18 protein-coding genes are annotated in these 22,114 nt (G+C 71.7%); 7 read left to right on the top strand and 11 right to left on the bottom strand.

Annotation, left to right across the window (positions count from 1 at the left end):
• Positions 1-240: 240 nt before the first annotated feature.
• Both OG226_RS38705 and OG226_RS38700 read left to right on the top strand, forming a co-directional pair.
• A complete protein-coding gene (locus tag OG226_RS38705; RefSeq protein ID WP_328684416.1) occupies positions 241-612 on the top strand; it encodes a DUF1844 domain-containing protein in 372 nt (123 codons plus the stop codon).
• A 299-nt stretch (positions 613-911) separates the two neighbouring features.
• Positions 912-2,141 carry an IS701 family transposase gene (locus OG226_RS38700; RefSeq protein WP_329351500.1) on the top strand — a complete coding sequence of 410 codons (1,230 nt, stop codon included), beginning with the start codon at positions 912-914 and terminating at the stop codon, positions 2,139-2,141.
• A gap of 123 nt (positions 2,142-2,264) precedes the next feature.
• Here OG226_RS38700 and OG226_RS38695 read toward each other — a convergent pair whose 3' ends face one another.
• The 3 genes from OG226_RS38695 to OG226_RS38685 all read right to left on the bottom strand — a co-directional run bounded on the left by OG226_RS38695 (position 2,265) and on the right by OG226_RS38685 (position 4,209).
• On the bottom strand, positions 2,265-2,801 hold the full coding sequence (locus tag OG226_RS38695) for a transposase (RefSeq protein WP_329353645.1): 537 nt from the start codon (positions 2,799-2,801) through the stop codon (positions 2,265-2,267).
• On the bottom strand, positions 2,789-3,346 hold the full coding sequence (locus OG226_RS38690; protein WP_329351499.1) for a helix-turn-helix domain-containing protein: 558 nt from the start codon (positions 3,344-3,346) through the stop codon (positions 2,789-2,791). The genes OG226_RS38695 and OG226_RS38690 overlap by 13 nt, the downstream gene beginning before the upstream one ends.
• A gap of 128 nt (positions 3,347-3,474) precedes the next feature.
• Complete coding sequence (locus OG226_RS38685; RefSeq protein ID WP_328684415.1) at positions 3,475-4,209, bottom strand: SseB family protein; 735 nt, start codon at positions 4,207-4,209, stop codon at positions 3,475-3,477.
• Positions 4,210-4,359: 150 nt separating this feature from the next.
• Between OG226_RS38685 and OG226_RS38680 the strand changes: the two genes are divergently transcribed.
• Positions 4,360-5,349: a serine hydrolase gene (locus OG226_RS38680; RefSeq protein WP_329351497.1), complete on the top strand. Its 990-nt coding sequence runs from the start codon at positions 4,360-4,362 to the stop codon at positions 5,347-5,349.
• 18 nt (positions 5,350-5,367) lie between these two features.
• Here the strand turns inward: OG226_RS38680 and mycP are convergent, their stop codons facing one another.
• Positions 5,368-6,546 carry a type VII secretion-associated serine protease mycosin gene (mycP, locus tag OG226_RS38675; protein WP_328684413.1) on the bottom strand — a complete coding sequence of 393 codons (1,179 nt, stop codon included), beginning with the start codon at positions 6,544-6,546 and terminating at the stop codon, positions 5,368-5,370.
• The gene (locus OG226_RS38670; protein WP_329351495.1) at positions 6,543-7,376 is read right to left on the bottom strand and encodes a hypothetical protein; all 834 of its coding nucleotides are present in this window, start codon (positions 7,374-7,376) and stop codon (positions 6,543-6,545) included. Before OG226_RS38670 ends, mycP begins: the two co-directional genes overlap by 4 nt.
• 4,586 nt (positions 7,377-11,962) lie before the next feature.
• Between OG226_RS38670 and OG226_RS38665 the strand changes: the two genes are divergently transcribed.
• Positions 11,963-13,165 carry an amino acid deaminase/aldolase gene (locus OG226_RS38665; protein WP_329351494.1) on the top strand — a complete coding sequence of 401 codons (1,203 nt, stop codon included), beginning with the start codon at positions 11,963-11,965 and terminating at the stop codon, positions 13,163-13,165.
• Positions 13,166-13,247: 82 nt separating this feature from the next.
• On the opposite strand, the gene OG226_RS38660 is transcribed toward OG226_RS38665, so the two are convergent.
• The 3 genes from OG226_RS38660 to OG226_RS38650 are packed head-to-tail and all read right to left on the bottom strand — an operon-like array spanning position 13,248 to position 16,818.
• Complete coding sequence (locus OG226_RS38660; protein WP_328684410.1) at positions 13,248-14,030, bottom strand: 3-oxoacyl-ACP reductase; 783 nt, start codon at positions 14,028-14,030, stop codon at positions 13,248-13,250.
• Entirely contained in the window at positions 14,027-15,436 is a 1,410-nt protein-coding gene (locus OG226_RS38655) for an aldehyde dehydrogenase family protein (RefSeq protein ID WP_328684409.1), read from the bottom strand. The genes OG226_RS38660 and OG226_RS38655 overlap by 4 nt, the downstream gene beginning before the upstream one ends.
• Positions 15,437-15,447: 11 nt before the next feature.
• Entirely contained in the window at positions 15,448-16,818 is a 1,371-nt protein-coding gene (locus OG226_RS38650; RefSeq protein WP_329351493.1) for a glutamine synthetase family protein, read from the bottom strand.
• 85 nt (positions 16,819-16,903) lie between these two features.
• Here OG226_RS38650 and OG226_RS38645 point away from each other — a divergent pair, with 85 nt between their 5' ends.
• Both OG226_RS38645 and OG226_RS38640 read left to right on the top strand, forming a co-directional pair.
• The gene (locus OG226_RS38645; protein WP_328684407.1) at positions 16,904-17,638 is read left to right on the top strand and encodes a FadR/GntR family transcriptional regulator; all 735 of its coding nucleotides are present in this window, start codon (positions 16,904-16,906) and stop codon (positions 17,636-17,638) included.
• A 71-nt stretch (positions 17,639-17,709) separates the two neighbouring features.
• Positions 17,710-18,402 carry a gamma-glutamyl-gamma-aminobutyrate hydrolase family protein gene (locus tag OG226_RS38640; protein WP_328684406.1) on the top strand — a complete coding sequence of 231 codons (693 nt, stop codon included), beginning with the start codon at positions 17,710-17,712 and terminating at the stop codon, positions 18,400-18,402.
• Here the strand turns inward: OG226_RS38640 and OG226_RS38635 are convergent.
• Entirely contained in the window at positions 18,399-19,322 is a 924-nt protein-coding gene (locus OG226_RS38635) for a LysR family transcriptional regulator (RefSeq protein WP_329351490.1), read from the bottom strand. The two genes, OG226_RS38640 and OG226_RS38635, sit on opposite strands and share 4 nt — an antisense overlap.
• 70 nt (positions 19,323-19,392) lie before the next feature.
• On the opposite strand from OG226_RS38635, the gene OG226_RS38630 reads away from it, so the two are divergent.
• Positions 19,393-20,502: a TDT family transporter gene (locus OG226_RS38630; RefSeq protein ID WP_329351488.1), complete on the top strand. Its 1,110-nt coding sequence runs from the start codon at positions 19,393-19,395 to the stop codon at positions 20,500-20,502.
• On the opposite strand, the gene OG226_RS38625 is transcribed toward OG226_RS38630, so the two are convergent.
• The gene (locus OG226_RS38625; RefSeq protein ID WP_329351487.1) at positions 20,429-21,148 is read right to left on the bottom strand and encodes a helical backbone metal receptor; all 720 of its coding nucleotides are present in this window, start codon (positions 21,146-21,148) and stop codon (positions 20,429-20,431) included. The genes OG226_RS38630 and OG226_RS38625 overlap by 74 nt on opposite strands.
• Complete coding sequence (locus OG226_RS38620) at positions 21,148-21,714, bottom strand: helix-turn-helix domain-containing protein (protein WP_328684402.1); 567 nt, start codon at positions 21,712-21,714, stop codon at positions 21,148-21,150. The genes OG226_RS38625 and OG226_RS38620 overlap by 1 nt, the downstream gene beginning before the upstream one ends.
• Positions 21,715-22,114: the final 400 nt, after the last annotated feature.

Here is a 22,114-nt window from a genome sequence, read left to right as displayed (position 1 = left end):
CACTGCCGGAGCACCGCCGCGATGATCGCGGGGCGCGCTTTCGGGCGACTCCATCGTCCGTACGGAACGATGGTGACCGCCTGACCGGGGTGACCCGCCGTCCGTGAGGACAGTCAGGTGGGAGATCGGAGCCTCCACTTGTTGGCCGGGCACCACAGTACCTGGCCGGTCATCACACAAGGTTAGCAGCTCCCCGGGGGTGGTGCGAACCGCCGTACACCGGGCCCTATCGTGTGGGGCATGAGTGACACGCCTCCCGAGTCCCCCGATGTTGACGTCCCCGACTTCGACGCCATGGCCCGCGACATCGCGGAGGTCCCGGCGGTCGAGGTGATCGTGACGGTCGCCGTGAATCTGATGAGCGCCGCCGCCGTGAAGCTGGGGCTGACCGAGGAGGGCGACAAGTACAAGGACCTGGACGAGGCCCGCAAGCTGGTCACCGCCCTGGCCGGCCTGCTGGACGCGAGCGCGACCGAGATCAGCTCGTTCCACGCGGCCCCGCTGCGCGACGGCCTGAAGTCCCTCCAACTGGCCTTCCGCGAGGCGTCCCTCGTCCGCGACGAGCCGGGCCAGGGCCCGGGCGAGAAGTACACGGGCCCGATCTACGGCTAGGGCCTGTCCGGCGGATCAGGTCGCAGGAAAGTGACAGTGCCTGATCAGCGCCGGTGAGCGGGGTCTGGTGCGTCCAGCTGCAAGGCGGAGGAGGGAGTCGACGCGGTGGGGGCACCTCCCGGCCGAAGGCTGGGGGACGTCGACGACCGACGACAACGCCGCTGGGGGTCCCCCCACGTCTTTAGGACAGTGGGGGAGGGCGTGCCAGACCCCGCGTCTGCGGCATGATCCGCCGGACAGGTCCTAGTAGTGCTTCGTTAGGTCTAGGCGTTGTCGCTGATCAAGAGCATGTTGGGTGTGTGGACACGCATGAAGTGAACCGACTACGGGCCGCGTTGGGGCTGTTCGTGGCCGATGTGTTCGCCTCGGTGCCGCGCAGGGACCAGCGGGCCAGGGGCGAGTGCTATCTGCGCGGGCTGATGCTCGATGGCCGGCGCAAGTCGATCCAGCCGATGGCCCAGCGACTGCCGGACGGGAACATGCAGGCCCTGCAGCAGTTCGTCAACCAGTCGCCGTGGCAGTGGACACCGGTGCGGCGGCGGATCGCCGAGAGGCTGGTCGAGGTGGTCAGGCCCGAGGTGTGGGTCATCGACGATGTGTCGTTTCCCAAGTGCGGGCGGGCCTCGGTGGGGGTGGCCCGGCAGTACTGCGGGGCGCTGGGCAAGCGGGCCAACTGCCAGGTCGCCGTCAGCGTGCACGCGGCCACCGATCGTGCGTCCTGCCCGCTGGAGTGGGAACTGTTCCTGCCCGAGGAGTGGGCGCACGACCTGCGGCGGCGGCAGGCCGCGGGCGTGCCCGCCGAGGTCGGGCATGTGACCAAGTCGCGTCTGGCGCTGGGGCTGCTGGAGAGGCTGGCCGGCTGGCTGGGGACGGTGCCGGTGATCGTGGCCGACTGCGGATATGGCCGCAGTGTCTCCTTCCGCCTGGCCCTGGAGGAACACGGCTGGTCCTACGTCATGGCCGTCGACCCGAAGGAGATCGCCCGCCCGGCTCGTGTCGAGCCGTATCTGCCGCCCTACCGGGGCCTGGGCCCGCCCACGCTGCCCCGCTACCGCGAGCCGGCCCGTCCCCTGCGACACCTGGTCGATCCGGGCACCCTCTTCGAAACCGTCACCTGGCGCCAGGGCAGCAAGGGCTCAATGACCTCACGCCTTGCGGTGCTGGAGGTGCGGCCCTCGGGCAAGGAAGCCACCCGCACCGCGCAGGAACACGCCGGCGGGCGCAGCCGGTGGGACGGCGTGCTGCCGCTGCGGACCCTGCTGGTCGAACAGCCCGCAGGAGCCGACGAGCCCACCGGCTACTGGATGAGCAACCTGCCCGCCACCACCCCCACGGCCGACCTGGTGCGCTTCGCCAAGATGCGCTGGCGCATCGAGCACGACTACCGCGAACTCAAACACGGCCTGGGCCTGGACCACTTCGAGGGCCGCACCTGGCGCGGCTGGCACCACCACGTCACCCTCGTCACCGCCGCACAGGCCTTCCTCACCCTCCGGCGGCTCAACCCAAAAGCCCACACGCCGGCCTGACCCTCTACCAAGTCCTCGACGCGCTACAGGACTTGCTGCGCTGCTGGGACGGCACCTGCACCACCTGCGGCAGACCCCTCACCAGAAGAAGAACCTAACGAAGCACTACTAGTGCTGGATTCCTCATTGGATGTACACATATCGGCGTCGTAGTTGGCGGGTGGGCGGGGTCGGCCGGCCCCAGATCCAGGGGCGGGCTCGGGCGTTGAGTTGCCGGGTGGCCACGGCGGTGGCCTGGGTGATGTCGTCGGGGTTGGCGAAGGACCGTCCGGCCAGGGCGGTCTTGCGGAAGATCCGCCACCAGCCTTCCTGCAGGTTCAGCCAGCAGGCACCGACCGGGATGAACGCGTGGTGGATCCGGGGGTGGTCCTCCAGCCAGGTCCGGGTGGACAGGCTGTTGTGGGAGGAGAGGTTGTCGGTGACGATCCAGATCTCACCCGTCGGGTTGGCGTCTTCTACCAGTTGCAGGAACTGCTGGTAGAAGACGCTGTTGCGGGAGGATGCGGCCATGGTGATTTGCTGGCCGTCCCGGACGCGTAAGGCCCCGTAGACCCAGGTCTTCTCGGGCCCGCGGCTGTAGTCGAGCTCGGACTTAATGCGGTGCCCGTCCGGTGACCAGCCCGGCGCGGGCGCGAAAGTGCGCGGGATCACTGGCCCCAGTTCGTCGGCGCAGAGGACCGTCGCGCCGTCGGGCGGCTGGGTGTAGAGGCCGATGATCCGCGTCCTTTTCCCGCGAAGTCCGGGTCCTTCGAGCGGGTCCAGGAACGGGTACGCCGCCAGCGCACACCCTCAGCGATCAGGATCCTGCGCACCTGGGAACGGCCGACCTCGATACCCAACTGCCGGGCCTGGGCGGCCAGGGAGTCCAGCGTCCACTCGGCCGGCCCTGACTCGTCGGCCGCCCACAGATCCCCGCCGGGCTGCACCTCCAGCCGGCCCGGCGGCACCTGTTTGACCAGGGCGATGATCCGGGACCGCTCGGCCTCGGTGATCCGCCGCTTGCGGCCCTGCCCACCCAGGTCCTCCAGCCCCTCCAGCCCTAAGCGGTTGAAGCGGTGAAGCCAACGCCGCACCGTCTTCTGGCCGCAGCCCACCTCGCCCGCGATCGCCGGCACCCGCAGCCCTGCCCAGCTCAACTCCACCATCCGTGCCCGCATCACCACATCCCGCGGCGCCTTGCGGGCCCGCGACAGCCGACGCACCACTGCCCGCTCATCCTGATCACGGCTTGGCCGTGCCCGTAACACCACCGTCCAGCACCCGCCCCCGAGCACCCGAACCACCCCGCCACCAGGACTTATACCCAGGGAATGAGGAATCCAGCACTAGCGGCTCACCCCGTACGTACGTACAAGGGCTCGCCCGGAGGCGTCGCCCCGGCCGGCAGCAGTGCCAGGTCGAGGCCGCGCACCAGGCGGGCCCTCAGCGTCTCGTCGGCGGCGAGGCGCCGGGCCACCGCGCGGGCGGCCTCGGCGGCGGGCGCGGCCGGGTCGAGCACGAGCGCGAGGGTGCCGTCGGCCTGCCCCGGCCCGAGGTGCGCACGGAGTACGGCGGGCTCGGCGGCGACGGCGGTCCGTACCGCGTCCACCACCGCCGGGTCGGTGAGCGGGTCGGCGGTCGTCCGCCCCTCCGCGACGGCGAGCAGCGCGGACCCGCTCAGTTCGTACGGCACGGGCCCGGCCAGGTCCAGCACGATCGTGTCCGCCTTCTCGTGCACGGCGGCCTGGAGGGCCTGGTGCAGGGGTACGGCCACGGGTCGGGCCGCCGGGTCCCAGCGGGCCAGCGTGTCGGTGGACGTGAAGGCGGGCAGCGCGGTCCGGCCGCCGGCCTTCAGGGTGGGCACGGCCATGTCGCTGGTCTTCTCGCGGCGCAGTCCGTTCTCGTCCTCCTCGACCTCGCCGAGGACGGCCACCACGGGCACGAGCAGCCGGGCGCCCTTGAGGGCCGCCAGGACGGGGCCCACGGCGGTGCGGTCCTCGGCCCAGGCGGCGAGGGCCGCGCTCAGTGCGGGGTCGGCCGTGCCGTCGTCGTCGGAGTAGCCGGAGTCGGGAATGTTCTTGTTCACCACGGTGACCGACCCTATCGGGGGGATGCTGCAGGGCTTGTGCGGGTCCTGAAATGCGGAGGACACAGCTTTCACACGTTTCTCAGCCGCAGTTGACAGACATCTAACTTTCAACTCACGTGTCGCACAGCCGCCGCCAGCAGCATCGCGGGCATGGAGTCTTCCAGAGCCGCCCGCCGAAACCACCGCGCGCGTTCCTCCCGGCGCCGTCCGCTCCCCTACATCGCCCTCGCCGCCGTGGCCGTCGTGGGCGCTACGGCGGGGGGAACCGTGTACGTGAAGGCACACGCGCACTCCGCCGTCGTATCGTCGTCGGCGGCGCCGTCCGCCTCGGCGTCGGGCAGCCGGGAGGCGACGGTGGAACCTGTGACGCGGCCGACGGTCGACTACGACGCGCTGCTGGCCAAGGCGATGACGGCGGTGACTCCGGCCGGCGACCAGAAGGTGTCGGTGGCGGTGCTCGACCTGACCTCCGGCGAGAGCGCGACGTACGGCAGCGCCGCCTTCGACACGGCGAGCATCGTCAAGGTCGACATCCTGGCGACGTTGCTGCTCCAGGCGCAGGACGCGGGCCGGCAGCTGACGGCGGCCGAGAAGTCGTACGCCACCACGATGATCCAGAACAGCGACAACGACTCCGCGACGACCCTGTGGGACCTCATCGGCAAGGCGGGCGGGCTCGACACGGCGAACAAGACGTTCGGGCTGACCGGCACCACGGGTGGCGACGGTGCGCTGTGGGGCCTGACCCAGACGACGGCCGCCGATCAACTCACCCTGCTCCAGCAGGTGTTCGGGGACGACTCGAAGCTGAGCTCGGCGTCGCGGTCGTACGTCCAGGGGCTGATGACGGAGATAGAGGCCGACCAGCAGTGGGGGGTGTCGGCCGCGGCCGACGGCTCCAAGTGGGCGCTGAAGAACGGCTGGTTGGCGCGCAGCACGACCGGTCTGTGGGACGTCAACAGCATCGGCCGGGTGACCGGCGAGGACGGCGACGCGTACCTGGTGGCCGTCCTGTCGAAGGGCAGCACGACCCAGACCAAGGGCATCTCCCTGATCGAGGCGGCGGCGAAGGCGGGGGTCGCGGCATTCGGTCGGAACAGCGATTCGTCTACGGCGGCTTCGGCGTCCGCGACCAACTGACCCTGCTCGCTTGCGCGTTCAGAAACCCTCGTGGGGGCGGCGGCGCCGGCCGCGCCACAGGACGACCGCCGCGACGAGGAGGACTCCGCCGACGCTGCCCGCGAGGGGGCCCGCCCAGTCGGACGTGCCGCTGTCGGACTTGGCGGCGTCCGGTCCCGAACCGAAGTACTTCTTGCCGTAGGCGGCGGAGCGCAGGCCCGTGGGCTTGAGGGCGGCGGCGGCCTTGATGGCGGCGGCGGGGTCGATGAAGCCGTAGCCGCGGGAGTCGTCACGGCCGCCGGCCGGGGGGTTGCGGGCGGTGTCTTCGAGGAGCTTCTTGATCTGGGCCGGGGTCAGCCCCGGGTGGGCGGCCTTGATGAGCGCGACGGCCCCTGACACGAAGGCGGACGCGGCGCTGGTCCCCCACCCCTCGTAGTACTTGTGGTCGGGGTCGGCGATGACGACGTTGACGCCGGGGGCGCTGACCGTGGCGTACCAGCGGCGGGTGGAGAAGGAGGCGCGGGTGCCGAAGCGGTCCACGGCGGTCGCGGCGATCACGCCCGGGTAGGCGGCCGGGTAGGAGACGTGGTCGCCCTTCTCGCCGCCGTTGCCGGCCGAGGCGACGACGGCGACGCCCTTCTTCAGGGCGTACTGCACGGCCTCGTCCTCGGCGGGCTCGGGGTGTGCGGAGGCGGAGTCGTCGCCGAGGGAGAGGTTGATGACGTCGGCGCCGTGGTCGGCGGCCCAACGGATGCCGTCCGCAAGGGCGTTGCCCCGGGTGGTGCGGGCCTTGCCGCGGGCGGAGTCGCCGTCTTCGAGGATCACGCGGACGGGGAGGATCTTGGCCTCGGGAGCGATGCCGATGACGCCGTCGGTGTCGCCGGGGCCGTGTCCGTGGCCGGCGATGATGCCGGCCATGGCGGTGCCGTGCCGGGCCCAGGCGCGGTCGCCCGGCTTGGCCCCGAAGCCGACCATGTCCTTGCCGGCGAGGACGTTGCCGGTGAGGTCGGGGTGGTCGGCCTCGACGCCGGTGTCCAGGACGGCGACGGTGATGCCCTTGCCCTTGGTGGTCTGCCAGGCCTCCTGGGTGTGCATGGCGTCCAGGGCCCATTCCTGGGCGCGTATGCCGTCGGCGTGCGCGACGGTGGACGGGACCAGGGCGAGGGAGGCTGCCAGGAGGGCGCTCAGCAGACCGGCCCGGCGGACGGTGACGCTCATGAGGTCTTCTTCTCCGAGCTCGTTGAGGCCCCCGAGGGCGAGTCGACGGTCTTGCGCAGGCTCCGCTCCACGCGGTCGGCGAGCCCCTGCGCCTCGTTGCCGAGACCGGCCTGGGCGGGGGCGTCGGTGCTGCCGGACGTGACGGCCTTGTCGGCGGGTTCGGGTGCGTCGACCGTACGGCCGTCCGCCCAGCCGGAGACGGCGTAGACGACGACGGGGGCGTCGGTGAGGACGGACACGGTCCAGGAGGCCCGCTGCTTGTCGCCGAAGGCGGCGGCGAGGGTGCCCTTGGCTGCGTACGGGCGGGGCATGAGGTCGGTCCGGTTGCCGAGGTTCTCGTTCTTGAACCGGGTGGAGAGGGCGGTCATCGCGGCGAGGTCACCCTTGGCGAAGAGGATGCCGACGGTGGTGACGTAGCTCTGGGTGGCGTCGGTGTAGGTGGCCCGCAGCAGCCGCTGGCAGCCGACCGGGGCGAGGACGTCACGCAGCAGCGGATCAAAGGCGTTCGCACAACCGGTGTCCGGGGCGACGGCGATCCGCGTCCAGGTACGGTCGGCGCCGCCGGGCCCGGCCCCCTGCCCTTCCACAGTGGGCGGAAACAGCTGATCGACAGGCACGCTGTGCCACAGCTGCCCCGCGGCGGCGAAGGACGTCGCGCCACTGTCCACCGCGTCGTCTCCGGTCAGCCAACTCCCGGTCACCGCACCGCCGATGAGCCCGAGACCGAGCACGACACACACGCCGACAGCGACAGTCCGGGACCGTATCCGCGCCCCCAACGGCCGCGGCCGCACCCGCTCGTCGTACCCCTCGGGTTCCCCGAACGACACGATCGGGCGTCCCTCGCCGGGGTTCACGGTCTCGGTCCAGGCGAAGGCGGGATCGGGGGTGGGGTTGGCGGTGCCGGGGGTTGAGGGGGTCCAGGCGGGGGTGTGGGGGGTGGTGGTTGGCCAGGCTCCGGTGTCGGTGCTGTCGGCGGCGGGCCCAACTGGCTTGCTGGGCGCATCCGTTGACCAGGCGCGGGTGTCGTCGGCGGCGGGGTCGGCTGGGGCTGCGCTCCTGGGGGCGGCCGGCGACCAGGCGGTGACGTCCTCGACTACGGGTCCAACTGGCGCGCTGGGGACGGTTGCTGACCAGGCACGGGTGTCGGTGCTGTCGGCGGCGGGCCCAACTGGGTTACGGGGAGCGCTCGGTGACCAAGTGGCGGTGTCGTCAACGGTGGAGCGCGGTGCGGCGGGCGCGGAGGAGCCGGTACCGGCTGCCGTGGGGTAGGTGTCAGCCGGCCGAGTGTCGGAGGGGTAGGGCGCGTTGCCGCCGGAGGGCGACCACGCACCACGGCTGGGCGCGCCGCCGGTGGGATCCGTGAACGACTCGCCCCGCCAAGGGGTTTCCGGCCGCAGCCGATCGGTGGACTCCGAGGAGGGCTCGGGGGCGGGGTTGGAAGGGGGAGCTGGAGGGCGCGTGGGGGTGGGGCTCTGCCGGCCGGGTGCCTGGTGGGGGGGCTCGGTTGTCGGGCGGGGCGGGGTGGTCGCGGGGCCGGGAGGTGTTGCCGGGCGAGAAGAGTCCTGGCGAAGCCGGTCGGACGGCTGGGGCGAGGGCTCTGCTGCGGGGCGGAGCGGGGCGGTGGAACCGGCGGATGTTCCGGGGCGCGTGGGGACATAGCGCTGACGGTCGGACGACGGGCGCGGAGGCTGGGCGTCGGGACGCGGTGGAGCGGCCGGGGCGGAGGGCGTTGCCGAGCGAGCAGAATCCTGGCCCATCCAGTCGGACGACGGGCGCGGAAGCTCGGCCTCGGGGCGCGGTGGAGCGGCCGGGGTGGGAGGCGTTGCCGAGCGGTTCAGGTTCTGGCCCAACTGGTCGGACCGGTGGCGCGGAAGCTCGGCCTCGGGACGCGGCGGAGCGACCGGCGCGGGAGGCATTGCCGAGCGAACGGAATCCCGGCCCATCCAGTCGGACGACGGGCGCGGAAGCTCGGCCTCAGGACGCGGCGGAGCGGCCGGCGCGGGAGGCGTTGCCGAGCGGTTCAGGTCCTGGCCCAACTGGTCGGACGACGGGCGCGGAAGCTCGGCCTCAGGACGCGGCGGAGCGGCCGGCGCGGGAGGCGTTGCCGAGCGGTTCAGGTCCTGGCCCAACTGGTCGGACGACGGGCGCGGAAGCTCGGCCTCGGGACGCGGCGGAGCGGCCGGGGCGGGAGGCGTTGCCGAGCGGTTCGGGTCCTGGCCCAACTGGTCGGACGGCTGACGCTGAGCGTCGCCTTCGGGACGCGGCGGCGCGGTAGGCGTGGCCGAGCGAGCGGAATCCCGGCCCAACCGGTCAGACGACTGGCGCGGAGGCTCGGCCCCGGGGCGCTGCGCAGTCGCCGAGCCGGAAGACGTTGCCTGACTGTTCGAGTCCCGGCCCAACCGGTCAGACGACTGGCGCGGAGGCTCGGCCCCGGGGCGCTGCGCAGTCGCCGAGCCGGAAGACGTTGCCTGACTGTTCGAGTCCCGGCCCAACCGGTCAGACGGCTGACGCGGAGGCTCGGCCCCGGGGCGCTGCGCAGTCGCCGAACCGGAAGGCGTTGCCTGGCGGTTCGAGTCCTGGCCCGGGCGGTCGGACGGCTGGGGCGGAACCTCGGCCGTCGAACCGGGCGGGGTAGTGGAGCCGGCAGATGTTCCCGGACGCGTGGGGACATAACGCTGCCGTTCGGACGACTGACGCGAGGCGTCATCCTCAGGACGCGGCGGAGTGGCCCGGCCAGGAGGCGTAGCCGCGCGGGCCGGATCCTGACGCTGCCGGTCGGAGGACGGATGTGGGGCCTCGTTCGCAGGGCGCGGCGGGGTGCCCGAGTCGGCGGAAGTCCCCGGACGGGTCGGGATGTACCGCTGCGAGTCGGACGACTCACGCGGCGCCTCGGCCCCCGAACCGGACGAGGCAGCAGGGCCGGCGGACATTCCCGGCCGTGTGGGGACATAGCCCTGCGGGTCGGACGACTGACGTGGCGCCTCGTCCTCGGGGCGCGGCGGAGTCGCCGGGCCGGGAGAAGCCGCCTGGCGAGCAGAGTCCTGGACGCGCCGATCGGACGCTTGAGGCGGCGCCTCGCCCGCCGGGCCGGGCGGAGTTGCGGAGCCGGGGGGCGTTGCCGGGTACCCGGGGGCATGGCGAAGCCGGTCGGGCGACTGACCAGGGCCCTCACTCGCAGCGCGCGGCGGGACACCTGGGGCAGGAGGCATCCCCGAACCGGCCGGATCCTGACGCGCCCAGTCGAACGCCTCACCCGGAACCGCACCCGCAGAGCGCGGCGGAGCAACAGAACCGGGAGGCGCTACCGGACGCCCCGGGACATGGCCAAGCGGATCTGACGACCCACCAGAAGCCTCGCCTGCGGCACGCGACGGGGCACCCGGAGCGGAAGCCGTCGCCGAACGAACCGAATCCTCGTGCAGCCAGTCGAACGCCTCACCCAGATCCTCACCGGCAGGACGCGTCGGAGCGGCGGGGCTGGAAGGCGCTACCGGACGGCTCGGAGCATGGCCAAGCCGATCAGACGACCCACCAGAGGCCTCACCAACAGCACGCGGCGGAACCCCCGGCGCGGAAGGCACCCCCGAACCAGCCGAATCCTGGCGCGACCAGTCGAACGCCTCACCCGGAACCCCACCCGCAGAGCGCGTCGGGTTGCCCGAGCCGGCCGCTGTGGTCGGGCGGAAAGGGTTGGTCGAATCCGAACTGGGTTCCCACAGCGCCTCGTTACTACCTGTCGCCGCCGTGGGGCGGTGTGGCGGCCGGGGTGGGACAGACCCCCGCGTGGCTTCATCGGCGTTCGCGCGGAGCGTCTCGCCGCCGGGCGGGGGCGGGGTGTCCGGGAAGCGTGCCGAGGCTGGAGGAGGGGGTGGGCTCACGGGGTCCATGGGACGGGGTGAGAAAGGCCGAAGGCCGGGAAAACGCGGCCGGCCGTCAGCGGAGACCGGTGCCGAACCGGACCCGTCACGACCGTCGGAGCCGTTGCTCCGAGACGCGGTACGAGGATCAGGGCCGTTGCTCGGAATGTCCGCGCGAGCATCCGGACCGGTACTCGAAGACACCGTACGGGCATCAAAACCGTCACCCGAAGACCCGTTACGTACAGCAGAACCGCTACCCGGAGACCCCGCGCCGGCATCAAACCCGTTGCCCGGAGCCCCAGTTCGCGCATCGGGACCGTTCCCCCGGAACACCGCGCCGGCATCGGCCCCACCACTCTCCGGTGCCGTACGCCTACCGTTACCGCGGTCCCACCACCCCGTACTGGACCCGTCGCTCGCGTTCCCGCTCCCCGTCGAACCCGCACCGGAACCCGGCGCGAACGGCTCCCGCCCAGTCCGCGAAGCCCCCACAGCCCCCGAGTTACCCGACCCCGAGACACCCGTACCCGTACCGGTGCCGTCACCCGGTCGCGGCACATCCCCCGCCGCCCGTCGCCCGCGCGCATGGGCACCCGAAGCAGGCCGCCGATCCGACGCCCCGCCGTTCGCCGACGCACCCGGCATCCCCGGCGCACTCCACGCGTCCCACGCACTCGAAGTACTGGACGCACCAGGCCTGTTCGGCGCACCGGGCGCCCCCTGCCCACCCCTCGAAGCGGAACCCGGAGCGGAACCCTGAGCCACCCCCGAAGCCGGACCTGAACCGGAACCCGGCCCCCAAGCGAACCCCGAGACCGGAGCAGAAACAGACCCCGGGCCCGGAACCGCGGCGGAACCTGAACCCGGCCCCGAGGCAGAACCCGGAGTGGTCCCTGACGCAGCCGCCCCCGCGGCCCCCGCCATTCCGGATGCCCCCGAAGTCCCCCTCGGCCCCGAATCCCCGACAGAACCAGAATGCGGTCGGTCCAAGTCCTCGCCCGTTGCCTCGTCGGCCGTCGGCCGCCCCGCCGAGTCCGTCACGTTCCCCGAATTCGTCCCGTTCGCCGGGTTCACAGGATCAACCGAACCCCTCGAACCCATCGATCCCGTAGAGCCCGGCGCTCCCGGCGGCCGGTGCGGCGGCGTCGAACCCGCCGGTCCGGGGGCGCGTCGCGCTTCCGTGCTCATGCACCCCCCGTTTCCTCGTACCCGGGCCACCGTCTGCTCGCCTGCGGGCCGACGTACGCCTGCCCGTTGTCCGTACGCGGGCCGGTGTACTCCTGCCGTGCTCGTATACGGACCGGCGTCCACCCCGCTCTCACTCGGCACGACACAAAATCCAAAGACACACGAACAAAGTCGTCCCGAGCACGCATACCCGCGGCGGCGGACCGCCATCCCGGGCGCGGTCGAACGACCGGCGGCGTCTCCTCCGTGCGTGCGCGTCACTCTACGGGTTGACCCCGCTCGGACGGGAACCAGTCCACGCCCCCGAGGCATCTGCCCGGAACGTCCCCCTACCCTGCGGTAATCCTGTCTGGCAGGCTGCGTTCATGACTGCGCGCGCCGCCGACCGGACCCGTTACGACCGGGCCACCGCCCACCTCGACGCCCCACTCGCGATCGTCGACCTGGACGCCTTCGATGCCAATGCGGACGATCTCGTCCGCCGGGCCGGCGGCAAGCCGGTCCGCGTCGCCAGCAAGTCCGTCCGCTGCCGAACCCTCCTCGAACGCGTCCTGGCCAGGGACGGCTTCGCGGGCCTGATGTCCTTCACCCTCGCCGAGTCGCTGTGGCTCGCCCGTTCCGGGTTCGAGGACGTCCTCCTCGCCTACCCCTCCGCGGACCACGCCGCTTTCGGCGAACTGGCCAACGACCCCAAGCTCGCCGCCGCCGTCACCGTGATGATCGACGACCCCGCCCAGCTCAAACTCATCGACGACTCACGCGACGGCGGCACCGAAGTCATCCGTGTCTGCCTGGAGTTGGACACCTCCCTGCAGATGCTCGGCGGCCGTATCCGCGTCGGCGCGCTCCGCTCACCGCTGCGCACCCCCGCCCAACTCGCCGACATCGCACGAACGGTGTCCCGCCGCCCGGGCTTCAAGGTCGTCGGGATCATGGCCTACGAGGGGCACATAGCCGGCGTCGGCGACTCCGTCGCGGGACGGCCCTTCCGCTCGCGCGCGATCCGGCTGATGCAAGCCACCGCCAAACGCGAACTCGTCGAGCGGCGTGCCGAAGTGGTGCGTGCGGTAAGGGCGGTTGTGCCCGACCTGGAGTTCGTCAACGGCGGCGGCACCGGCAGTGTGCAGCACACCGCCGCCGAGGACGCGGTGACCGAGATCGCGGCCGGTTCCGGGCTGTACGTGCCGCGCCTCTTCGACAACTACACGTCGTTCACCGGCCGTCCGTCCGCGCTCTTCGCCATGCCCGTCGTACGGCGCCCGGGCGTCGGCGTCGTCACCGTCCTCGGCGGCGGCTACCCCGCCTCCGGCGCCGCCGGCCCCGACCGGCTCCCGGTGCCGTACCTCCCGGAGGGCCTGCGCTACGACCCCCAGGAAGGGCCGGGCGAGGTGCAGACGCCGCTGCTCGGCTCCCCCGCCGACGATCTCCTCATCGGCGACAAGGTGTGGTTCCGCCACGCCAAGGCCGGTGAACTGTGCGAGCGCTTCGACGCGTTGCACCTGATCGAGGGCGACGCGGTGACGGCGACCGTGCCGACGTATCGCGGTGAGGGCATGACGTTCCTCTGACGGATGACCGGAAACGCGCGACGGCCCGGAAGTGGTTCCGGGCCGTCGCTGTGTGCTGACCGGCTGAGCGCTCTCACGTCTCTTACATCGGCGTGACGTACGCCCCCGAAATCCCGCCGTCCACAAGGAAGTCGGCGGCATTCACGAACGACGAGTCGTCACTCGCCAGGAACGCCACGGCCGCGGCGATCTCGGTCGCCTCCGCGAAACGGCCGACCGGGATGTGCACCAGGCGGCGCGCGGCGCGCTCGGGGTCCTTGGCGAACAACTCTTGCAGGAGTGGGGTGTTGACCGGTCCCGGGCACAGCGCGTTGACGCGGATGCCCTCGCGGGCGAACTGCACTCCCAGTTCACGGGACATGGCGAGGACACCGCCCTTGGACGCGGTGTACGAGATCTGCGACGTGGCCGCGCCCATCCTCGCCACGAACGACGCCGTGTTGATGATGGAGCCCTTGCCCTGGCGGCGCATGTACGGGATCGCGGCCTTGCAACACAGGTACACGGACGTGAGGTTGACGTCCTGGACGCGCTTCCACGCCTCAAGGCCGGTGTCGAGGATGGAGTCGTCGTCGGGGGGCGAGATGCCCGCGTTGTTGAAGGCGATGTCGACGCTGCCGTAGGTGTCGAAGGCCGTCCTGAAGAGCGCCTCGACCTGATCGGGGTCGGTGACGTCGACCTTCACGAACAGCCCGCCGACCTCGTCGGCCGCCGCCTTGCCATGGGTCTCGTCGATGTCGCCGCAGACGACGTTGGCGCCCTCGGAGGCGAGTCGGCGCGCGGTGGCGAGGCCGATGCCGCTGCCGGCTCCGGTGATGACGGCGGTACGGCCGACGAGACGCCGGCAAACAATCTCTGAGGTCACTGTGCGGGGCCCTCCGTGCTGGTCGAGACGCTGCTGGTGGAGACGTTGCTGATGAAGACGTTCTTGGTTTCGGTGAAGGCGGTGAGCGCGTCCGGGCCCAGTTCGCGGCCGATCCCCGACTGCTTGAAACCGCCGAAGGGGGTCCAATAGCGGACGCTGGAATGGGAGTTGACGGACAGGTTGCCGGCCCGGACGGCCTGCGAGACGCGCAGCGCGCGGCCCACGTCCCTGGTCCAGATGGAGCCGGAGAGGCCGTAGTCGGTGGCGTTGGCCAGGGCGATCGCCTCCGCCTCGTCCTCGAAGGGCAGCACCACGGCGACGGGGCCGAAGACCTCCTCGACGGCCACGCGCGCGTGCGGGTCGACGCCGGTCACCACCGTGGGCGGGAACCAGAAGCCGGGGCCCTCGGGCGCCTTGCCCCGGATGCCGGCCAGGTCGTCGGTGACGTACGAACGGACGCGCTCCAGCTGGACCTTGGAGATCAGCGGGCCCATGTCCGTCGTCTCGTCGGCCGGGTCGCCGACCGTCACCCCCTCGATCGCGGGGGTCAGGAGCTCCAAGAAGCGGTCGTAGACGCCGCGTTGGACGAGGATGCGGGTGCGGGCGCAGCAGTCCTGGCCGGAGTTGTCGAGGAAGGACATGGGGGTGGCGGCTGCGGCGGCCTCGATGTCCGCGTCGGCGAAGACGATGTTGGGGCTCTTGCCGCCGAGTTCGAGGGTGACGCGCTTGAGGAGCTCCGAGCCCTTCGCCAACACCTGTTTGCCCACGGCCGTCGACCCCGTGAACACGATCTTCGCGACGCCCGGGTGCTCGACGAGCGCGGTGCCCGCGACCGGGCCGTGGCCGGGCAGCACCTGGAAGAGACCCTCGGGAAGGCCTGCGTCCAGGGCGAGTTCGGCCAGCCGGAGCGCGGTGAGCGGGGTGGTCTCGGCCGGCTTGAGGATGACCGCGTTGCCGGCCGCGAGCGCCGGTGCGGTGCCCCAGGCGGCGATCGGCATGGGGAAGTTCCAGGGCGCGATCACGCCCACCACGCCCAGCGGTTCGAGGATCGTGATGTCGAGGCCGCCCGCGACCGGGATCTGCCGGCCGGTCAGCCGCTCCACTCCCCCGGCCGCGTAGTCGAGCAGATCACGGACGTTGCCGGCCTCCCAGCGGGCGTTGCCGACCGTGTGCCCGGCCTCTCGCACCTCCAACCGGGCCAGTTCTTCGAGGTGTTCGTCGACGGCGACCGCGAAGCGGCGCAACAGCCGGGCCCGGTCGGCGGGCGGGAGCGCGGCCCACTTCGCCTGGGCCCGCGTGGCGCGTACGACGGCGGCGTCCACGTCGGCCGCGGTGGCGGCCGGGACGGTGGCGACGACCTCCTCGGTGGCCGGGTTGAGCACCTGGAGTTCAAGCTCGTAGGACAACGAAGGACCTCTCACAGACGTTCGAAGGAGCGACGCAGCTCCCAGTCGGTGACGGCGGCGTCGAAGGCGTCCAGTTCGACGCGTGCCATGTTGCGGTAGTGCGCGACGACCTCGTCGCCGAAGGCGGCCCGGGCGATCGGGCTGTTCTCCCACAGCTCGGCGGCCTCGCGCAGATTGGTGGGGACGTGCGCGTAGTCGCCGCTGTAGGCGTTGCCCGTACAGGCCTCCGGCAGTTCCAGTTTGTGCTCGATGCCGTGGAGCCCGGCCGCGACGAGCCCCGCCACCGCCAGGTGGGGGTTGACGTCCCCGCCGGGCAGCCGGTTCTCGAAGCGCATCGAGCGGCCGTGGCCGACGACCCGGAGGGCGCAGGTGCGGTTGTCGTACCCCCAGGCGACGGCGGTGGGCGCGAAGGAGCCCGGCTGGAAGCGCTTGTACGAGTTGATGTTCGGGGCGTAGAGCAGTGAGAAGTCGCGGAGCGCGGCGAGTTGCCCGGCGAGGAAGTGGCGCATGACCTCCGACATGCCACCGGGGTCGTCCGTAGACCCCGCCATGGCGTTGCCGCCGTCGGCGTCGGCGAGCGAGAGGTGGATGTGGCAGGAGTTGCCCTCGCGCTCGTTGTACTTCGCCATGAAGGTCAGCGAGACGCCCTCCTGGGAGGCGATCTCCTTGGCGCCGGTCTTGTAGACGGCGTGCTGGTCGCAGGTGACGAGGGCGTCGTCGTAGCGGAAGACGATCTCGTGCTGCCCCGGATTGCACTCGCCCTTGGCGGACTCGACGGTCAGGCCGGCGACGGTCATCTCGTTGCGGATACGGCGCAGCAACGGCTCGATACGTCCGGTCCCCAGCACCGAATAGTCGATGTTGTACTGGTTGGCCGGTGTGAGTCCCTTGTAGTCCGCGTCCCAGGCCTGTTCGTACGTGTCCTTGAACACGATGAACTCCAGCTCCGTACCGACCTGCGCGGTGAAACCGTGCTCGGCGAGGCGCTCCAGCTGGCGGCGCAGGATCTGGCGGGGTGCGGCGACCACCGGCGATCCGTCGTTCCAGGCGAGGTCGGCGATCAGCAGGGCCGTGCCGGCGTTCCAGGGCACACGACGGAGGGTGGTCAGGTCCGGGTGCATGGCGAAGTCGCCGTAACCGCGCTCCCACGAGGACATGGCGTAGCCGTCGACCGTGTTCATCTCGGTGTCGACGGCGAGGAGGTAGTTGCAGCCCTCGGTGCCGTGCCGGAGCACGTCGTCCAGGAAGAACTGGGCGGCGAACCGCTTGCCCTGCAGCCGCCCTTGCATGTCGGGGAAGGCCAGGACAACAGTGTCGATCTCACCACTGGCGACGAGGCGTTGAAGTTCCTCGACGCCCAGTGGGGGTGTGCGGTCTGCCACGGGAAAGCCTCCTTCGGCTTCTACGGTCAGCCGGAAGCCATAAGGTATTGCGGAGAACCATTGCTTGGGAAGGGGGTGCCGCCATATGTCGCTGGATGCGGAGAACGGGCTTGAGGACCGGTTGACCCCGGTACTGCGGCCGGTGCGGGCGGGCAACGGGTTCGAAGAGGCACTGGAACAGATACTGCAGGTCGTACGGCTGGGTCTGGTGCCGGGGGGCGAACGGTTGCCGGCCGAGCGGGAACTGGCCGAGCGGCTCGGGATCAGTCGGGTGACGCTGCGCGAGGTTCTGAAGGTACTGCAGGACCAGGGCCTCGTGGAGTCGCGGCGCGGACGCTACGGCGGGACGTTCGTGCTGCCGAAGTCGGACGCGGGCGGCGAGGACGAGCTGCGGCGGCGGATCAGCGCGGTCGACATCGAGGACGTGCTGCGGTTCCGGGAGGTGCTGGAGGTCGGTTCGACGGGCCTGTGCGCGACCCACGGCCTGAGCGCCGAACAGGCGGGCCGCCTGCGCGACGCCCTGGCCCGCACGCACGACGCCCCGCTCGCCGACTACCGCCGCCTGGACACCCTGCTGCACCTGACCCTGGCCGAGCTGTGCGGTTCACCGACCCTGACCGCGCAGTACGCGGCGGTACGGGCCACGGTGAACGACCTCCTCGACTGCATCCCCCTCCTGGTCCGCAACCTGGAGCACTCGCAGCGCCAGCACATCGCGCTGGTCGAGGCGGTCCTCGACGGGGACGCGGACGGGGCGCGGGAGATGATGCGGGAGCACTGCGCGGGGACGGCGGCGCTGCTGCGCGGGTTCCTGGCATGACCGCCTGACCAGCGGGGTAGTTCAATGGTTCGCACGGAGTCCATTCAATTCGCTTCACGTCGGAGGGGTGCATGGCGGGCAGGCCGCTGATCGGTGTCAGTACGTATCTGGAGCCCGGGGCACGGTGGGGCACCTGGGAGCTGGAGGCGGCCCTGCTGCCCGCCGGCTACCCCCGCCTCGTCCAGCGCGCGGGCGGCCTCGCCGCGATGCTGCCCCCCGACGCTCCCGAACACGCCCCGGCGACGGTCGCCCGCCTCGACGCCCTGGTGATCGCGGGCGGCCCCGACGTGGAACCGGTCCGCTACGGCGCCGACCGCGACCCCCGCACCGGCCCACCGGCCCCCGCCCGCGACGCCTGGGAACTCGCCCTGATCGAGGCCGCGTTGACCGCGGGCGTCCCCCTGCTGGGCATCTGCCGGGGCATGCAGCTCCTGAACGTCGCCGTCGGCGGCACCCTCGTCCAGCACATCGACGGCCACGCGGAGACACCGGGTGTCTTCGGCCACCACCCGGTCAAGCCGGTACCGGGAACCCTGTACGCCTCGGCGGTGCCGGAGGAGACCTCGGTCCCCACCTTCCACCACCAGTCCGTGGACCGCCTGGGCGCGGGCCTGACGGTGTCGGCCTGGGCCGAGGACGGCACCCCGGAGGCCGTCGAACTCCCCTCCGCCGACTGGGTGTTGGGGGTGCAGTGGCACCCCGAGATGGGTGCGGACCTGCGGGTGATGCGGGCGTTGGTGGAAGCGGCGGCGAAGGCTCGCTAGCCCCGCGTCAGCGAGAGCAGCTCCCGCGCCGGTCCCGTCGGCCGGTGGCCCGTGGGCCACACCGCTCGCAAGTCCCGGGCGAGAGTGATCCCTTCGACCGGGATCCGCACCAGCCTCCGCATCGACAGCTCCTCCCCCACGGCGAGTTCACTCAACACCGCGGGCCCCGCCCCGCTCACCGCCGACGCCTTGACCGCCGTGGTGGACGACAACTCGATGAGAGGGCGGGCCAGGCCACCCAGCGCCGCGTCCAGTACCTGCCGCGTGCCCGAGCCCTCCTCCCGCAGGATCAGGGGTGTCGACGCCAACTCCGCTGCCGGGACCGGGCGTTGACGGCGGGCCCACGGGTGGGTCGGGGCGGTCACGACGATCAGGTGGTCATGGGCGATCACCGTGGAATCCAGTCCGGCGGGCACGGACAGGCCCTCCACGAAACCGAGGTCGGCCTCGTCGGCGAGGAGCCGTTCGGCGACCGTGGTCGAGTTGCCGGCCAGCAACGAGACGGCGGTGTCCGGGCGTTGGGAGCGGAGGGCGAGGAGCCAGCCGGGGAGCAGGTACTCGGCGATGGTCATGCTGGCGGCGACGCGGAGCCGGGAGTCGCGGCGGTGCCGTAGGGCCTGGGCGCCCGCGTCGAAGGCCGCCGCCGCCTCGACGACCCGGCGGGCCCAGTCCGTGACCAGGGCACCGGCGTCGGTCAGGGTCGATCCGCGCGGTGAACGGTCGACCAGGGCGACGCCGAGCTGCCGTTCCATGGAGCGGATGCGACTGCTGGCCGCCGGCTGCGTGATGCCCAGCTCGCGGGCCGCCGCACCGAGACTCCCCAGCCGGGCCACCGCCAGCAACAGTTCCAGCGCACCCAGGTCCGGCACCCGGTGCGCGATCGACCCGCCCCGCTGATCTTCCGTCTCACTCCCGCTCATAAATCCAGTTTATGTCCCCATAGACACATACTCCCTGGTCGCGCGTCTCAGTCGGCGAGACGGTGGAGGCATGGTCACCGCCGTTCGTCATCTCGGACCCAACTGGTACGCCTCCGTCATGGGCACCGCCGTCGTCGCCACGGCCGGTGCCGGGCTCCCGCTCCACCTCCCGGGACTGCGCACGGCCTGCGCCGCCGTCTGGGCCCTCTCCCTCGCGATGCTCCTGACCCTGCTCGCCGCCCGCACCCTGCACTGGACCCACCACCGCGACCAGGCCCGCGCCCATCTCCTCGACCCGGCGGTGGCCCCCTTCTACGGCTGCCTCGCGATGGCGCTGCTGGCGGTGGGCGGCGGCACCATGGTCGTCGGCCAGGACTGGATCGGGCTCCGGGCGGCGGTCGTGCTCGACGCCGTGCTGTTCGGCGCCGGGACGCTCATCGGACTCACGGCGGCCGTCGCCGTCCCGTACCTGATGGCCGCACGGCACAAGGTGCACCCTTCCCAGGCGACGCCCGTGTGGCTGCTGCCCGTCGTCGCGCCCATGGTGTCCGCCGCGCTCGGCCCCCTGCTCGTGCCCCATCTGCCGCCCGGACAGCCCCGGGAGACGCTCCTCCTCACGTGCTTCGCGATGTTCGGACTGAGCCTGCTGGCAACGCTGTTGATGCTGCCGCTGGTCTTCGCCCGGCTCGTCACCGGCGGACCGCTGCCCCTCGCGCTCACCCCGACGCTGTTCCTGGTCCTGGGCCCGCTGGGCCAATCCACCACCGCCGTGGGCAAGTTCGCGGACTTCGCCCCAGGCGTCGTACCGGCCCCCGCCGCCCAGGGCTTCAGCCTCCTCGCCGTCCTCTACGGCGTCCCCGTCATGGGCTTCGCCCTCCTCTGGCTCGGCCTCGCCACCGCGCACGTCGTCCGCGCCCGCCGCCACGGCATGCGCTTCACGATGACCTGGTGGGCCTTCACCTTCCCGGTCGGCACCTGCGTCACCGGCGCCGAGTCCCTGTCCCGCCACACCGGCCTCGCCGTCTACGACGGGCTCGCGATCGTCCTCTACGGCGTCCTGGTCGCCGCCTGGGCCACCGCCGCCGTGCACACGGCCCGCGGCCTGCTCAGCGGTGCGCTGCTCGCAGGGCCGCGCCCAGCACCCGTGGCGCTTCGCCCAGTGACGGCCCGTACCACGTGAGGTGCCGGCCGCTGACGAGCGCGCAGGGCAGGCCGGCGAACGCCTCGGGTCCGTCGTCGGCGGTGAAGCGGTAGGGCTCGTCCGGGAGGACCACCAACTCCGGTACAGCGGACCGTAGTTCGTCGACCGTGGCACGCGGGTAGCGCTCGGCGTGCGTCGCGTAGACGTGGTCGACTCCCAGCCGGGACAGCACGTCACCGGCGAAGGTGTCCCGGCCCAGCACCATCCAGGGCCGCCGCCAGATGGGGACTACAGCGGTCCTACGGCTCTCCGGTTCCGGCAGTTCCGACCACGCCCGCTCCGCCTCGTCCAGCCAGCGCGGGCGGGTCGGCGCTCCGCACGCGTCGAGGACCCGGGCGAGTTCGCGGAGGGCTTGCGGGACGTCACGCACCTCGGTGACCAGGACCTCGACACCCGCCTCGCGCAAGGCAGTCAGGTCCGGCTCGCGGTTCTCCTCCTCGTTGGCGATCACCACGTCGGGGGCGAGGGCGAGGATCGGGTCGAGTCTCGGGTTCTTGGTGCCGCCCACCCGGGTCACGTCGAGGTCTGCCGGGTGGCTGCACCAGTCCGTCGCGCCGACCAGAACTCCCGGCAGGGACACGGCGATCGCCTCCGTGAGCGACGGCACGAGGGAGACGACGCGCATCAGCGCTGGCGGTCCTGGACCGCCTCGATGTGCTCGGCCACCGCGACCACGACCACCCGGGTGTCCGGCACGGTCGCGCGCCAGCGGTGACGGACACCGCCGGTGAGGTACATCGTGTCGCCGCGCACCAGCCGGTACGCACGCCCCTCCGCCTCGATCTCGACGGCGCCGTCCGCGACGTACATCAACTCGTCGTTGCGGTGCTGGAATTCACGCCCGGCGTCATGGTCACCGGTGAACTCCGAGGCGTGCAGCTGGTGATGGCCCCGTACCAGGGAACGCATCCGGGGTGCGCCGAGCGACTCGGGCTCCTCCGCGCGTACGACGTCGACGCTGCACGCGGGGTCGGCGGCGGCGAGGAGTTCGACGGCCGTGGTGCGCAGGGCGTCGGCCACCTTCTCCAGAGAGCTTCGGCTGGGGCGGGCCCGGTCGTTCTCGACCTGGCTCAGGAAGGGCACCGACAGGCCGCTGCGTTCGGCCACGACGGCGAGGGTCAGGGACAGCGCACGGCGACGCCGCCGTACGGCCGCGCCCACCCGAAGGGGCTGTTCTTTGTGGTCGCCCATAGCTCCGGCTCCCTCCTTCGCTCGTCGGTCCGCGGTTGCCTCCGAGGCCGCTTCCGAAGCCGCCTCCGATGAGTTCTCTGCACCCTACGCATGTTCGGCAAACCGTTTCATGCGCCTGTCACATCCACGTCACACAGCGTGCGATCGGACGTCATGGTTCTGGCCAGTCCGTGCGGGCCCGTCGGCCCTCGATCGGCGCGAGACTCCATCTCTACTCTTCAATGCGTACGCGGTCGCCTGTGTTCCCGCTCACCCGCGGGCCCGATTGCGGGGTTTCGTAGCGCTATGTGGTTGGCCGGATCCTTTTCGTACCGGATCGGGGCACAAAAGGAAGTGGGCCCCGCCGCACGAAGGGGGGAACGTGCGGCGGAGCCCACCTCCGGGGTGGCGGCTGCGGGAC

Source organism: Streptomyces sp. NBC_01261 (genome assembly GCF_036226385.1).
Classification (GTDB): domain Bacteria; phylum Actinomycetota; class Actinomycetes; order Streptomycetales; family Streptomycetaceae; genus Streptomyces.
The sequence above is the reverse complement of the archived record's forward strand: the minus strand, read 5'-3'. Positions and strand labels throughout refer to the sequence as shown.